A 13698-nucleotide genomic window follows, 5' to 3' on the forward strand; every position below is an offset into this window, starting at 1 on the left:
AGAACTTACACGTTAAAACGGAAGTGCATCACATCGCCGTCTTTAACGATGTAGTCCTTGCCTTCCAGACGCCATTTACCGGCTTCTTTAGTGCCGGCTTCGCCCTTGTACTGGATGAAGTCGTCGTAGGCGATGACTTCGGCGCGGATGAAGCCTTTCTCGAAGTCGGTGTGGATCACGCCAGCGGCTTGTGGTGCGGTAGCACCGACGCGTACGGTCCAGGCGCGGACTTCTTCGACACCGGCGGTGAAGTAGGTCTGCAGGTGCAGCATCTCGTAGCCAGCGCGGATCACGCGGTTCAGGCCAGGCTCTTCGAGACCCAGGGCTTCGAGGAACATGTCTTTCTCTTCGCCGTCATCCAGCTCGGCAATTTCGGCTTCGATCTTGTTGCAGACCGGAACCACCATGGCGCCTTCTTCTTCGGCGATGGCCTTGACGATGTCCAGCAGCGGGTTGTTCTCGAAACCGTCTTCAGCGACGTTGGCGATATACATGACCGGCTTGGTGGTCAGCAGGTGGAAACCACGAATCACCGCTTTGTCGTCGGCACCCATAGTCTTCATCAGGGTGCGCGCAGGCTTGCCGAGGGTGAAGTGAGCGATCAATTGCTCCAGCAGGCCTTTCTGGACTACTGCGTCTTTGTCACCGCCCTTCGCGTTGCGGGCGACTTTCTGCAGTTGCTTCTCGCAGCTGTCGAGGTCGGCGAAGATCAGTTCCAGGTCGATGATTTCGATGTCACGTTTCGGGTCGACGCTGTTGGAGACGTGAATCACGTTCTCGTCTTCGAAGCAGCGGACCACGTGCGCGATGGCATCGGTTTCACGGATGTTGGCGAGGAACTTGTTGCCCAGGCCCTCACCTTTCGAGGCGCCAGCCACCAGGCCTGCGATGTCGACGAATTCCATGGTGGTCGGCAGGATGCGCTTGGGATTGACGATGGCGGCCAGGGCTTCCAGACGGCTGTCCGGCATCGGCACGATACCGGTATTCGGTTCGATGGTGCAGAAGGGGAAGTTCTCGGCCGCGATCCCGGATTTGGTCAGGGCGTTGAACAGGGTGGACTTGCCGACGTTAGGCAGGCCGACGATGCCGCAATTGAATCCCATGGTGTTTTCCCCGAGGAGTAGAGTCAGGCCTTCTGGCTGTGCAGGTTTTTCATCGCGCGGTTCCATTCACCGGCGAGGATATCCGGCAGCACGCCGAGGGCAAAGTCGATGCTGGCATCGAGTTTTTCCTGTTCGGCGCGTGGCGCACGACCCAGGACGAAATTTGAAACCATACTGGCAACGCCCGGGTGGCCAATGCCAAGCCGCAAGCGGTAGAAGGTATTCTGATTGCCCAGTTGCGCGATGATGTCGCGCAACCCGTTGTGACCGCCATGGCCGCCGCCCTGTTTGAGCTTGGCAACGCCCGGTGGCAGGTCGAGTTCGTCGTGCGCCACCAGAATTTCTTCCGGCTTGATGCGGAAGAAGCCGGCAAGTGCCGCGACGGCCTGGCCGCTGCGGTTCATGTACGTGGTGGGAATCAGCAGACGAACATCCTGACCCTGATGCGAATAGCGCCCGGTCAGGCCGAAATATTTGCGATCCGCCACAAGGTTTACGCCTTGTGCGTTCGCGATGCGCTCAACAAAAAGGGCCCCTGCGTTATGCCGGGTCTGTTCGTATTCAGCGCCTGGATTTCCCAGGCCAACGATCAGTTTGATGGCAGTCACGATAGGGGCCCTTCCTTGGAGTGGTGGATAACATCGCCGCGACAGGTGTGTGCGGCGAAAGTGGACGACAAGTGCTCATTTACCATTATGTAAACTCCGCGTTCTCGCCCGCTTTCTCGCTACGCTCTAGTCCGCGATGTTTCCGTTCACTCCGGCGAACAGAGTGAAATTACTCTGCTGCGCCTTCTTCAGTAGCTTCTGGAGCAACACGTGGAGCGTGAACGTTGGCAACAGCCTTGTCATCACCGTGTGCCAGAGCAACAAACTCAACGCCTTTAGGGGCTTTGAGGTCAGACAGGTGAATGATCGAGCCGATTTCGGCGTTAGCCAAGTCAACTTCGATGAATTCAGGCAGGTCTTTCGGCAGGCAGGTCACTTCGATGTCCGAAACAACGTGCGAAATTTCGCCGCCTTTCTTGATCGGAGCTTCTTCACCAACAAAGTGTACAGGCACGATAGCGGTCAGTTTCTGGCCAGCTACAACGCGTACGAAGTCAGCGTGCATCACGTGGCCTTTGGCCGGGTGACGCTGCAGAGCTTTGATGATTACGTTTTGCTTGGTGCCGCCAACGTTCAGCTCGATGATGTGGCTGTAAGCCGCTTCGTTTTCGAGCAGTTTGGCAACTTCTTTAGCCAGCATGCTGATGGATTCAGGGGCTTTTTCGCCACCGTAAACTACAGCAGGTACCAGGCTTGCGAGACGACGCAGGCGGCGGCTCGCACCTTTCCCCAGGTCGGAACGCACTTCAGCATTCAGAGTAAAATCGTTCATGTTGTATCTCCAAAATAACCACATTCGCCCCAGCGTTTGCGACCAGCGCTAAAGGCGATATGGGCAAAAAAGCCCCGCCCCGACAGGAATGCCGGGGCGGGGCGCTTTTCGTCAACGAAATGTTCGAGAAGGGCAGGGCCCTTAACGGAACATCGCGCTGATCGATTCTTCATTGCTGATGCGGCGGACCGCTTCGGCAACTACCGGCGCGATATCCAGTTGACGGATACGCGAGCAGGCTTGAGCAGCAGCGGACAACGGGATGGTGTTAGTCACCACCAGTTCGTCCAGCATGGAATTTTCGATGTTTTCGATCGCCCGACCGGACAGCACAGGGTGTGTGCAGTAGGCGAAAACCTTGGCAGCGCCATGCTCTTTCAGGGCCTTGGCCGCGTGGCACAGAGTGCCGGCGGTATCGACCATGTCATCGACCAGAATACAGGTGCGCCCTTCGACATCACCGATGATATGCATCACTTCAGAGTGATTGGCTTTCTCACGGCGTTTGTCGATGATCCCGAGATCCACGCCCAGCGACTTGGCAACAGCACGTGCACGCACGACGCCACCAATGTCCGGGGACACGATCATCAGGTTTTCGAAGCGCTGATCTTCAATGTCATCCACCAGAACCGGGGAGCCGTAGATGTTATCTACCGGAATATCGAAGAAACCCTGGATTTGGTCAGCATGCAGATCAACCGTGAGAACACGGTCGATGCCGACTACGGTAAGCATGTCAGCCACGACTTTCGCGCTGATAGCTACACGTGCGGAACGCGGACGGCGATCCTGACGGGCATAACCAAAGTAAGGAATAACAGCAGTGATACGAGTAGCCGAGGAGCGGCGGAAGGCGTCAGCCATCACTACCAGTTCCATCAGGTTATCGTTGGTCGGAGCGCAAGTCGGCTGAATAATGAAAACATCTTTACCGCGGACGTTTTCATTGATCTCGGCAGTAATTTCGCCGTCGGAGAACTTGCCGACAGAGATGTCACCGAGAGGGATATGCAGCTGACGTACAACACGCCGAGCCAGATCGGGGTTAGCGTTCCCCGTAAAGACCATCATCTTGGACACGCGCAGTACCTGAAGGCTGAGGGTAACCTGGATGAGTATTAGAAAATGGCAGGGGCGGCTGGATTCGAACCAACGCATGGCAGGATCAAAACCTGCTGCCTTACCGCTTGGCGACGCCCCTGTATCTGTTGCAACGATTACCCAGTAATCGGTTCCTTTAGAGCAGACTTTGCAGCTTGCGATGCAACATCGAAACGTTGCTTCCCTTTGCTACAAACCCTGTAAGGGTCTCTGTAAGAAGGGCCGAGACTTTATCAGCTTCAGCTTTGCTTGGGAAGCCCCCAAACACACAACTTCCAGTTCCGGTGAGTTTTGCTTCGGTAAATTTACCTAACAAATTCAATGCGTTACGTACATCTGGATAACGCCTTGCTACCACCGGTAAGCAGTCATTTCGACTGTTTCCCTTGGGAACGGGGCGCACTTTAATGGGAGAAGAGTTACGTGTCAACAACGGATCTGAAAAAATTTCTGCTGTACTTACAGAGACTTGCGGCACAAGCACGAGATACCACGGCTCGATGGGGTAAACAGGGGTCAGTTTCTCCCCCACGCCCTCGGCGAAAGCCGCGTGCCCACGCACGAAAACCGGGACGTCCGCGCCGAGCGTCAGGCCCAAAGTGGCCAGCCGATCCTCATCCCAACCCAGTTGCCAGAGATGATTGAGGCCCAGCAAAGTGGTGGCGGCATTTGAACTGCCGCCACCGATTCCACCGCCCATGGGCAAGATTTTTTCGATCCAGATGTCGATCCCGAGCGAACAACCGGATTGCTCCTGAAGTTTTTTTGCGGCCTTGACGATTAAATTACTGTCGTGAGGAACGCCATCGAATTCAGTGTGCAACCGAATCACGCCGTCGTCGCGAACGGCGAAGGTGATTTCATCGCCGTAATCGAGAAACTGAAAAATAGTCTGCAGCTCGTGGTAACCGTCTTCGCGGCGACCGAGGATGTGCAGCATCAGATTGAGTTTGGCCGGGGAGGGCAGCGTCAAGCGAGGAGTCGTCATGTTCACTGCCCCAGTTTGCGAGGTTGCCATTCCTTGATCACCAGCGTGACGTCAAGGTCGGTGCCATGCAGTTTGATCCGCTCGGGCAACCAAAAGCCGTTTTGCTCGGCATAGCTCAGGTATTCGACTTGCCAGCCATCCTGCTCCAGATTGGCCAGCCGGCTGTCGGCATCGAGCGTCAGACGGCTTTTGCTGTCCGGAGCCGGGAGCCCGCGAACCCACCAGGTTAGATTGGAGACCGGCAGCTTCCAGCCCAGTTGTTCTTCGACCAGCACTTCAGGCGTCGGCGCTTCATAGCGGCCCTGGTTGGCGACTTCCAGCGAGACCTTGCCCGGTCGACCGGTCAGGCGTGCTGCGCCGCGACCCAGGGGGCCGGAGAGGCGAATGTCGTAGTAATCCTGTCGTTGCAGCCAGAACAATGTGCCGCTGCCCGAGTCTTTCGGGGCGCGAATGCCGATCTTGCCGTTGATCTGCCAGCCGTCGAGACTGGTCAGTTGCTGTTTGTACACGCGCCATTGGGCCGGGTTGCCTTGACCCTGGACCGATTCGCGGGCACCGAAGCCTGCGCAACCGGCGAGCAGGGCGATGAAGCTGAAAACGATGAGGTGGCGCAAAAACATAATCTTAAAGAGTCTCTGATCCGGTCAGGCGCTTGATGGTGCTGCGCAGGATAGGGCTTTCGGGTTGCTCCTTGAGGAACTTGTCCCAGATTTGCCTGGCTTCGCGTTGCTTGCCATTGGCCCACAGGACTTCGCCCAGATGCGCGGCGACTTCCTGATCGGGGAAGCGCTCCAGTGCCTTGCGCAGCAGGCGTTCGGCTTCGTCGAGATTGCCCATGCGGAAGTTCACCCAGCCGAGGCTGTCGAGAACCGCCGGGTCTTCCGGATTGATCTGGTGCGCCTGTTCGATCAAGGCCTTGGCTTCGGCGTAGCGCGTCGTACGGTCGGACAGGGTATAGCCGAGGGCGTTCAACGCCATCGCGTTGTCAGGGTCGCGCTTGATGATGAGCCGCAGGTCTTTTTCCATCTGCGCCAGGTCATTGCGTTTTTCCGCTTGCATGGCGCGGGTGTACAGCAGATTCAGATCGTCGGGATACTTCTGCAAGCCTTGCTGCAATACATTCCAGGCCTTGTCGGGCTGTTTATTGGCGGACAAGGTTTCGGCTTCGATCAAATACAACTGAATGGCGTAATCGGGCTGCTCGTCGCGCTCCGCCGCCAGACGGCTTTGGGCTTCGGCGGTCTTGCCGTTGTTCATCAGAATATCGGCCTGACGCAATTGCGCCGGCAGGTAATCGTTGCCCGGGCCGACCCGAGCGTACTCGATCAGCGCGCCTTGGGGGTCGTTGCGTTCTTCCGCGATACGACCGAGGTTCAGGTGCGCCGAATCGACGTGGCTTTCACGGGCGATCAGGTCTTCCAGATAGCCCTTGGCCTCATCCCAGGCCTTGGCTTCCAGGCAGACCAGCGCCAGGGAGTAACGCAGTTCGTCGTCTTCCGGGTATTGCTGAACCAGGCTCGAGAACTCGACTTTGGCATCGTCCATGCGGTCCTGTTCAACCAGCATGCGCGCGTAAGTCAGGCGCAGGCGTTTGTCGTCCGGGTACTTCTTGATGCTTTTTTGCAGCAGCGGCAATGCTTCGTCGCCACGGTTGAGCGTTTGCAGCAAGCGTGCGCGCAGCAGGATCGGAGCGATTTCGCCGTCGTCCGGTGGATTGTCTTCCAGCAACGTCAGCGCGCCTTTGGCGTCGCCGTCCTGTTGCATCAGCAGGGCCTTGCCGAAAATAAGCTGACTGTTGTTCGGGTGGCGCTGCAACAATCGGTCAAAACTTGTCATCAAACCGTTGCGCGTGTCCTGGTCGGTATCGGCCGCAGACAGGGCGAGGAAGTCGAAATGCGTGTCGCCCTTGCCTAGCAGCACTTTCTCCATATAGACCATGGAGTCGTCATAACGCCCGGCGCGAGCCAGTTGCACGGCAGCGGCCCGTTGCGCCTCGAGGTCGTCCGGGGCATTTTTCGCCCAGATCAGCGCGGTATCCAGGGCAGCCTGATCGGCGCCCAGATACTCGGCGATGCGGAATGCCCGTTCGGAGATGCCCGGATCCTGGGTGTTAATCGCCTGGGTGACATAGTTGTCCAGGGCAATGTCGAAACGATTGCGCTGGCCAGCCAGTTCGGCGCTCAGCAGGCTGAAGACGGTTTCTTCACTGAATGAGCTGTAAACCTTGGGCTTTTCAGGGGCCGGGGTGCTGTCTTCGACCGGCGGCGTACCGTCCGACGAAACGGGTGCCAAGGCCTGGCAGCCGCTGAGGAAGACAAAAGCGAGGAGCAACGCGAAAGATCTATTCATATAGGAAGAGGACGACTAACCTGCGGTCGGATCATCATGACACAAGCCTTCGGCCAAACATAACCGAGTCTCAGTGATGCCTTTATAGGGGCAGGTCATGGGGACAATAGTCAGCGGTAGTTGTTCTGGCTCTGTCGAAGTAGGACAATTGCCGGCTTCACGTCACCATCAGCGACCTTGAATGGCCTTCCTTGCACTCGGTATTAACCACAAGACTGCTTCAGTAGACGTCCGCGAGCGCGTGGCCTTTACCCCTGAGCAGCTGGTGGAGGCTTTGCAGCAGCTCTGCCGACTCACCGACAGCCGCGAAGCTGCGATCCTTTCCACCTGCAATCGCAGTGAACTGTATATAGAACAGGATCACCTTTCGGCTGACGTCGTGCTGCGCTGGCTGGCCGATTATCATCATTTGAGCCTCGAAGAGCTGCGCGCGAGCGCTTATGTGCACGAAGATGATGCGGCAGTTCGTCACATGATGCGGGTGGCCTCCGGGCTCGATTCGCTGGTGTTGGGCGAACCGCAGATTCTCGGTCAGATGAAATCGGCTTACGCCGTGGCCCGCGAAGCCGGCACCATCGGTCCGTTGCTAGGGCGGTTGTTCCAGGCGACGTTCAATGCGGCCAAACAGGTGCGCACCGACACCGCCATCGGCGAGAACCCGGTGTCCGTGGCGTTTGCCGCGGTCAGCCTGGCGAAACAGATTTTCAGTGACCTGCAACGCAGTCAGGCCTTGCTGATCGGCGCCGGTGAGACCATTACCCTGGTCGCCCGCCATCTGCACGAATTGGGTGTGAAGCGCATCGTGGTCGCCAACCGCACCCTGGAGCGCGCGAGCATTCTGGCGGAGCAGTTCGGCGCTCATGCGGTGTTGCTCTCGGAGATCCCGGCCGAACTTGTGCGCAGTGACATCGTTATCAGCTCCACCGCCAGCCAGTTGCCGATCCTTGGCAAGGGCGCGGTGGAAAGCGCCTTGAAACTGCGCAAGCACAAGCCGATCTTCATGGTAGACATTGCCGTCCCCCGGGATATCGAACCGGAAGTCGGCGAACTGGACGACGTTTACCTGTATAGCGTCGACGATCTCCACGAAGTGGTCGCCGAGAACCTCAAGAGCCGCCAGGGTGCAGCCCAAGCGGCAGAAGAGATGGTCTCGATCGGTGCCGAAGATTTCATGGTCCGCCTGCGTGAACTGGCGGCGGTGGATGTGCTCAAGGCCTATCGCCAACAAAGCGAGCGCATGCGCGACGAAGAATTGCAGAAGGCCCAGCGCATGCTGGCCAACGGCAGCAGCGCCGAAGACGTGCTAGTGCAACTGGCGCGGGGCCTGACCAACAAACTCCTGCACGCACCGAGCGTGCAGTTGAAAAAGCTCTCTGCCGAAGGTCGCCTTGATGCGCTGGCCATGGCCCAGGAACTCTTTGCCCTGAATGAGGGCTCATCGGATAGCTTTTCGGATAAGAAACCGCAATGAAAGCGTCACTGCTCAATAAGCTGGACATCCTCCAGGACCGTTTCGAGGAACTGACCGCCTTGCTTGGCGACGGCGAAGTCATTTCCGATCAGAACAAATTCCGCAGCTATTCCAAGGAATACGCGGAAGTCGAGCCGATTGTCGATGCCTATAAACAGTTGCTCAAAGTGCAAAGCGACCTTGAAGGCGCCCAGGCGCTGCTCAAGGACAGCGACCCGGACATGCGCGAAATGGCCGTGGAAGAAGTCCGCGAAGCCAAAGAGCAACTGATCGACATCGAAGCCAACCTGCAACGCATGCTGCTACCCAAGGATCCGAATGACGGGCGCAACGTGTTCCTCGAAATCCGCGCCGGCACCGGCGGTGACGAGGCGGCGATTTTCTCTGGCGACCTGTTCCGCATGTATTCGCGTTACGCCGAGCGGCGTGGCTGGCGGGTGGAGATCCTCTCGGAGAACATCGGCGAGCACGGCGGCTATAAAGAAGTCATCGCCCGGGTCGAAGGCGACAGTGTCTACGGCAAGTTGAAGTTCGAATCCGGTGCCCATCGCGTGCAACGGGTTCCGGCCACTGAATCACAGGGTCGCATCCACACCTCGGCCTGCACTGTGGCGGTGTTGCCCGAGCCGGACGAGCAGGAAGCGATCGAGATCAACCCTTCGGACTTGCGTATCGATACCTATAAATCCTCCGGTGCCGGCGGTCAGCACGTCAACAAGACCGACTCGGCGATCCGCATCACGCACTTGCCCTCCGGTATCGTCGTCGAGTGCCAGGAAGAACGTTCCCAGCACAAGAACCGCGCGCGGGCGATGTCCTGGCTGTCGGCCAAGCTCAATGACCAGCAGACCAGCGCCGCCGCCAATGCCATCGCCAGCGAGCGTAAATTGCTGGTGGGCTCGGGCGATCGCTCCGAGCGGATCCGCACCTACAACTTTGCCCAGGGCCGGGTCACCGACCACCGGGTCAACCTGACGCTGTATTCCCTCGACGAAATCCTTGCAGGTGGTGTCGATGCAGTGATCGAACCGTTGCTGGCCGAATACCAGGCTGACCAATTGGCAGCGATAGGTGAGTAAATGACGATCATTGCCAGTTTGTTACGCGCCGCCGACTTGCCGGATTCGCCCTCCGCGCGCCTGGATGCCGAATTGTTGCTGGCCGCTGCGCTGGGCAAGTCCCGCAGTTTTCTGCACACCTGGCCCGAACGCATCGTTCCGAGCGACGCGGCGCTGAAATTTGCCGAGTACCTGCAACGCCGTCGTGGCGGTGAGCCGGTGGCTTACATCCTCGGCCAGCAAGGTTTCTGGAAGCTTGATCTGGAAGTTGCGCCACACACGCTAATCCCGCGCCCGGACACCGAGCTGTTGGTGGAGGTGGCACTTGAGCGCCTGCCAGCCACACCTGCCAAGGTCCTCGATCTCGGCACCGGCAGCGGCGCCATTGCCCTGGCCCTGGCCAGCGAGCGTCCGGCCTGGACCGTAACCGCCGTGGATCGCGTGCTCGAAGCCGTGGCTTTGGCCGAGCGCAATCGCCAGCGCCTGCACCTGAACAACGCCACCGTGCTGAGCAGCCATTGGTTCAGTGCCCTGGAAGGTCAGCGTTTTCAGTTGATCATCAGCAACCCGCCTTACATCGCGTCCGCCGACCCGCATCTGGTGGAAGGTGATGTGCGCTTCGAGCCGGCCAGTGCCTTGGTGGCCGGCGTCGACGGGCTCGACGATCTGCGTCTGATCGTCGCCCAGGCGCCGGATTACCTTGAAACGGGCGGTTGGTTGATGCTCGAACACGGTTACGATCAAGCCAGCGCAGTACGCGATTTGCTACTGGCCCGCGGCTTTGAAGAAGTCCACAGCCGCACCGATCTGGGCGGTCACGAACGTATCAGCCTGGGGCGCCTGCCGTGCTGAATGATCAGGAATTGTTGCGCTACAGTCGGCAGATTCTGTTGCAGCACGTCGACATCGACGGCCAGTTGCGACTGAAAGAAAGCCGCGTGTTGATCGTCGGTCTCGGCGGTCTCGGCTCCCCTGTCGCGCTGTATCTGGCAGCGGCCGGCGTCGGCGAGTTGCATTTGGCGGACTTCGACACCGTCGACCTGACCAATCTGCAACGCCAGATTGTTCACGACACCGACAGCGTCGGCCTGAGCAAGGTCGACTCGGCCATTCGCCGGCTGAGCGCGATCAATCCCGAGATTCAGCTGATCGCCCATCGCACCGCGCTGGACGAAGACTCCCTGGCTGCCGCCGTGGCCGCGGTGGATCTGGTGCTGGACTGTTCCGATAATTTCTCCACCCGAGAAGCGGTCAACGCTGCGTGTGTCGCCGGCCGCAAACCTCTGGTCAGTGGCGCGGCGATTCGGCTGGAAGGGCAGTTGTCGGTGTTCGATCCGCGTCGTCCAGAGAGTCCGTGCTACCACTGTTTATATGGTCACGGCAGCGAAGCCGAACTGACGTGCAGCGAAGCTGGCGTCGTGGGCCCTTTGGTCGGGCTGGTCGGCAGCCTCCAGGCGCTGGAAGCCATGAAAATGCTGGTGGGTTTCGGCGAGCCCCTGGTGGGGCGTCTGTTGTTGATCGATGCCTTGGGCACGCGCTTTCGCGAATTGCGGGTCAAGCGTGATCCGGGCTGCAGCGTCTGTGGTTCGACGCATGCGTGAAGCGCCGATTGGCGTGTTCGACTCCGGCGTCGGTGGGCTTTCGGTGCTGGCCGAGATCCAGCGTTTGCTGCCCAACGAGTCACTGTTGTACGTCGCCGATTGCGGGAATATTCCCTACGGCGAGAAAACCCCGGAATTCATCCGTCATCGTTGCAGTGTGATGGCCGGTTTTTTTCAACAGCAAGGCGCCAAGGCTTTGGTGCTGGCCTGTAACACGGCGACTGTCGCTGGCGTTGCAGACTTGCGGCGCGACTATCCCGAGTGGCCCATCGTCGGCATGGAGCCGGCGGTCAAGCCGGCCGCTGCCGCCACCCGCAGCGGAGTGGTCGGCGTACTCGCCACCACCGGCACCTTGCAAAGTGCCAAGTTCGCCGCGTTGCTCGACCGTTTCGCCACCGATGTGCGGGTCCTCACTCAGCCGTGCCCCGGCCTGGTGGAGCTGATTGAAAACGGCGATCTGCACAGTCCTGCACTGCGCCAGTTGCTTGCCAGGTATGTCGAACCGCTGCTCGGCGCCGGGTGCGACACAATAATTCTAGGCTGCACGCATTACCCCTTCCTAAAGCCGTTGCTTAAGCAGATGATCCCTGAAGACATCAGCCTGATCGACACTGGCGCCGCTGTAGCGCGGCAACTTCAGCGTCTGTTGACCGAGCGTGAATTGCTCGCCGAAGGGCCTGCTCGTGCCGCAGCGTTCTGGACGAGTTCGGATCCGGAACATTTCAAAAATATCTTGCCGATACTGTGGAATACCACTGGCGTTGTGCAAAGCTTCAAAGGGTAAGTTAAAGCCTGGGGCAAACGAGTAATTGGGGTGAACTTCTGATTAAGCGTCGACTTCTATAGCGTTAAGCAACAAAAAAACCATACGAAATCGTTTGGAAAAGGATGTTTCTAATGAAGCGACTATTCTGCTTGGCCGCGATTGCGGCCGCACTAATGGGGCACAGTTTTACCGCTCAGGCGGCAGGCGTGGAGTTCGCGGTCGGTCAGACCAGCGAGTCGACCATGACCTATCGACTGGGCATGCAATTCGATTGGGACAAGAGCTGGTTGCAGAGTGATGTCGGTCGCTTGACCGGTTACTGGAGCGGTGCCTACACCTACTGGGAAGGTGACAAGACTTCCAGCAACCACAGCCTGTCGTTCTCGCCGGTGCTGGTTTACGAGTTTGCCGGTCAAACTGTCAAACCCTATGTGGAGTTGGGAGTTGGTGTGGCGGTGTTCGCCAATACCGAAGTCGAAAACAACCAACTCGGCAGCGCCTTTCAGTTTGAAGACCGGTTCGGGTTTGGTCTGCGCTTTGCGGGCGGACATGAAGTCGGGATTCGTGCGACGCACTATTCCAATGCCGGGCTCAGCAGCCCGAACAATGGTGTAGAAAGCTACGCGCTGCATTACACGATGCCGTTGTAAACGCGAAGCCTTGTGGGAGCGAGCTCGCTCCCACAGGGGCCAGGGTGACTTCGACTTCAGCGATACGCCGTGGTAATCCCCATGCGTTCTTCGATGCATTCAGGCGCTCCCATCTCGAACTCCCTGCAGATCAGCGGGCGCTTTTCATAGATGGTGCACATCATGCTGTTGCGATCCAGCGCAGCACACCAACCGTCATCCAGACGCAACATCACTTCCCCACCCCAGTCATCGGTATCGATAAAACGTTCGGGCACGCCTGTGTCGGTGATCAGCATGACTTCGAGCTGACAGCAGCAAGCTGCGCAGGTCGAGCAAGTGACCGCAGGCTCGGCGATTTGCGTGTGGGGAATGGTTTTCATGGCACGCAGTGTAAGGCAGTGGGCCGGGGCTGTGTGAAAGGCCTGACGGACGAGGGCGATCCCATGCCTGCGATTGTTACGGCCGATCCATGATCGGCGGATTGCTGCGCTCCCTGCGTTTACCGATCGCCAGTTTCCCCCGGTTGGGTATTTTCGGCAGTGGCCAGAGATTGGCCATGAACAACGCCGGAAAGGCTATCTCCGGCGGACGGTTCTTGAGTTCGGCAAAAATGTGCCGCGCTGCTTTGTCCGCTGGCCAGCTGAGTGGCAGGGGGACGTTTTTCGCTGTTAGCGGTGTCTCGACAAATCCAGGGTTGACCACGGTGACTTCGATGCCTACCGGTGCAAGATCAATGCGCACCGATTCGAACAGGTAACGCAACCCGGGCTTTGAGGCACCATGGGCCTCGGCCCGCGGCAGCGCAAGGTAGGTTACCGAACTGGCGACGCCCACCAGATGCGGCGCGGTGCCGGCGCGTAAGAGTGGCAGGGCGGCCTCGATGCAATAGGTGCTGGCAAGCAGGTTGGTGCGCACCACGTGCTCGACGATCGAGGCATCGAGCTGCTGAGCGTCGACGTATTCGCAGGTGCCGGCGTTGAGGATCACCGTGTCCAGCGTTCCCCAGAACTGCGCAATTTGCTCGCCGATTTCTCGCACGGTCTGGCTGTTGGTCAGGTCGCCGGCCACCACCAACACTTGCCCCGGATACCGCAGGGACAAGACTTTGAGGGGTGCCACCGAGCGAGAACTCACCGCGAGGTGAGCACCGGTTTTCAGTATTTCTTCGGCCAGCGAGGCACCAATGCCGTTGCTGGCGCCAGTCAACCAGTATCGCCGTGGAGGTGTAAAACTCATCCCATTC

The 13698-nt window shown here is 58.7% G+C and carries 15 protein-coding genes and 1 tRNA gene; 6 read left to right on the forward strand and 10 right to left on the reverse strand.

The genetic code is table 11. The features are described from left to right. Positions 1 to 5: 5 nt before the first annotated feature. From ychF to ACYZTX_RS06825, 8 genes are all read right to left on the reverse strand, one after another. Positions 6 to 1106 carry a redox-regulated ATPase YchF gene (gene ychF / locus ACYZTX_RS06790; protein WP_134419017.1) on the reverse strand — a complete coding sequence of 367 codons (1101 nt, stop codon included), beginning with the start codon at positions 1104 to 1106 and terminating at the stop codon, positions 6 to 8. A 23-nt stretch (positions 1107 to 1129) separates the two neighbouring features. Continuing rightward, positions 1130 to 1714 carry an aminoacyl-tRNA hydrolase gene (pth, locus tag ACYZTX_RS06795; RefSeq protein WP_008037207.1) on the reverse strand — a complete coding sequence of 195 codons (585 nt, stop codon included), beginning with the start codon at positions 1712 to 1714 and terminating at the stop codon, positions 1130 to 1132. Positions 1715 to 1883: 169 nt separating this feature from the next. Further along, complete coding sequence (locus tag ACYZTX_RS06800; protein WP_461979856.1) at positions 1884 to 2486, reverse strand: 50S ribosomal protein L25/general stress protein Ctc; 603 nt, start codon at positions 2484 to 2486, stop codon at positions 1884 to 1886. Between the two features lie 141 nt (positions 2487 to 2627). Beyond that, positions 2628 to 3569, reverse strand: coding sequence for a ribose-phosphate pyrophosphokinase (locus ACYZTX_RS06805; RefSeq protein ID WP_003208392.1), 942 nt, complete (start codon positions 3567 to 3569; stop codon positions 2628 to 2630). Positions 3570 to 3615: 46 nt separating this feature from the next. Continuing rightward, positions 3616 to 3690: transfer RNA gene (locus tag ACYZTX_RS06810), tRNA-Gln, on the reverse strand. 36 nt (positions 3691 to 3726) lie between these two features. Further along, positions 3727 to 4578, reverse strand: coding sequence for a 4-(cytidine 5'-diphospho)-2-C-methyl-D-erythritol kinase (ispE, locus tag ACYZTX_RS06815; protein ID WP_462036997.1), 852 nt, complete (start codon positions 4576 to 4578; stop codon positions 3727 to 3729). A 2-nt stretch (positions 4579 to 4580) separates the two neighbouring features. Beyond that, positions 4581 to 5198 carry a lipoprotein insertase outer membrane protein LolB gene (gene lolB / locus ACYZTX_RS06820; protein WP_462033439.1) on the reverse strand — a complete coding sequence of 206 codons (618 nt, stop codon included), beginning with the start codon at positions 5196 to 5198 and terminating at the stop codon, positions 4581 to 4583. 4 nt (positions 5199 to 5202) lie between these two features. Beyond that, positions 5203 to 6927, reverse strand: a complete 1725-nt coding sequence (locus ACYZTX_RS06825; protein WP_462033440.1) for a tetratricopeptide repeat protein — start codon at positions 6925 to 6927, stop codon at positions 5203 to 5205. 181 nt (positions 6928 to 7108) lie between these two features. Between ACYZTX_RS06825 and hemA the strand changes: the two genes are divergently transcribed. The 6 genes from hemA to ACYZTX_RS06855 all read left to right on the forward strand — a co-directional run bounded on the left by hemA (position 7109) and on the right by ACYZTX_RS06855 (position 12473). Then, positions 7109 to 8398 (forward strand): glutamyl-tRNA reductase, encoded by a 1290-nt coding sequence (gene hemA, locus ACYZTX_RS06830; protein WP_461966114.1) that lies wholly within the window; start codon positions 7109 to 7111, stop codon positions 8396 to 8398. Next, positions 8395 to 9477 carry a peptide chain release factor 1 gene (gene prfA / locus ACYZTX_RS06835; RefSeq protein WP_462033441.1) on the forward strand — a complete coding sequence of 361 codons (1083 nt, stop codon included), beginning with the start codon at positions 8395 to 8397 and terminating at the stop codon, positions 9475 to 9477. The genes hemA and prfA overlap by 4 nt, the downstream gene beginning before the upstream one ends. Next, positions 9478 to 10308: a peptide chain release factor N(5)-glutamine methyltransferase gene (gene prmC, locus ACYZTX_RS06840; protein WP_462033442.1), complete on the forward strand. Its 831-nt coding sequence runs from the start codon at positions 9478 to 9480 to the stop codon at positions 10306 to 10308. It abuts the gene before it with no gap. Beyond that, positions 10302 to 11057, forward strand: a complete 756-nt coding sequence (locus tag ACYZTX_RS06845) for a molybdopterin-synthase adenylyltransferase MoeB (RefSeq protein WP_462033443.1) — start codon at positions 10302 to 10304, stop codon at positions 11055 to 11057. The genes prmC and ACYZTX_RS06845 overlap by 7 nt, the downstream gene beginning before the upstream one ends. Continuing rightward, complete coding sequence (gene murI / locus ACYZTX_RS06850; protein ID WP_462033444.1) at positions 11050 to 11841, forward strand: glutamate racemase; 792 nt, start codon at positions 11050 to 11052, stop codon at positions 11839 to 11841. The genes ACYZTX_RS06845 and murI overlap by 8 nt, the downstream gene beginning before the upstream one ends. Before the next feature lie 113 nt (positions 11842 to 11954). Continuing rightward, complete coding sequence (locus tag ACYZTX_RS06855; protein ID WP_449643081.1) at positions 11955 to 12473, forward strand: acyloxyacyl hydrolase; 519 nt, start codon at positions 11955 to 11957, stop codon at positions 12471 to 12473. 56 nt (positions 12474 to 12529) lie between these two features. Here ACYZTX_RS06855 and ACYZTX_RS06860 read toward each other — a convergent pair whose 3' ends face one another. Both ACYZTX_RS06860 and ACYZTX_RS06865 read right to left on the reverse strand, forming a co-directional pair. Beyond that, entirely contained in the window at positions 12530 to 12835 is a 306-nt protein-coding gene (locus ACYZTX_RS06860) for a YkgJ family cysteine cluster protein (RefSeq protein WP_462033445.1), read from the reverse strand. Between the two features lie 76 nt (positions 12836 to 12911). After that, positions 12912 to 13691 carry an SDR family NAD(P)-dependent oxidoreductase gene (locus ACYZTX_RS06865; RefSeq protein ID WP_462033446.1) on the reverse strand — a complete coding sequence of 260 codons (780 nt, stop codon included), beginning with the start codon at positions 13689 to 13691 and terminating at the stop codon, positions 12912 to 12914. Between the last annotated feature and the right edge of the window lie 7 nt (positions 13692 to 13698).

This window comes from Pseudomonas sp. MDT1-17 (assembly GCF_054898105.1).

Bases quoted from the DNA above. Each gene is read 5' to 3' on its own strand.
- hemA (WP_461966114.1), top strand. From the start codon at position 7,109: ATGGCCTTCCTTGCACTCGGTATTAACCACAAGACTGCTTCAGTAGAC.
- ACYZTX_RS06860 (WP_462033445.1), bottom strand. From the start codon at position 12,835: ATGAAAACCATTCCCCACACGCAAATCGCCGAGCCTGCGGTCACTTGC.
- ychF (WP_134419017.1), bottom strand. From the start codon at position 1,106: ATGGGATTCAATTGCGGCATCGTCGGCCTGCCTAACGTCGGCAAGTCC.
- ACYZTX_RS06800 (WP_461979856.1), bottom strand. From the start codon at position 2,486: ATGAACGATTTTACTCTGAATGCTGAAGTGCGTTCCGACCTGGGGAAA.
- prfA (WP_462033441.1), top strand. From the start codon at position 8,395: ATGAAAGCGTCACTGCTCAATAAGCTGGACATCCTCCAGGACCGTTTC.
- ACYZTX_RS06855 (WP_449643081.1), top strand. From the start codon at position 11,955: ATGAAGCGACTATTCTGCTTGGCCGCGATTGCGGCCGCACTAATGGGG.
- ACYZTX_RS06865 (WP_462033446.1), bottom strand. From the start codon at position 13,691: ATGAGTTTTACACCTCCACGGCGATACTGGTTGACTGGCGCCAGCAAC.
- murI (WP_462033444.1), top strand. From the start codon at position 11,050: ATGCGTGAAGCGCCGATTGGCGTGTTCGACTCCGGCGTCGGTGGGCTT.
- ispE (WP_462036997.1), bottom strand. From the start codon at position 4,578: ATGACGACTCCTCGCTTGACGCTGCCCTCCCCGGCCAAACTCAATCTG.
- ACYZTX_RS06825 (WP_462033440.1), bottom strand. From the start codon at position 6,927: ATGAATAGATCTTTCGCGTTGCTCCTCGCTTTTGTCTTCCTCAGCGGC.
- lolB (WP_462033439.1), bottom strand. From the start codon at position 5,198: ATGTTTTTGCGCCACCTCATCGTTTTCAGCTTCATCGCCCTGCTCGCC.
- prmC (WP_462033442.1), top strand. From the start codon at position 9,478: ATGACGATCATTGCCAGTTTGTTACGCGCCGCCGACTTGCCGGATTCG.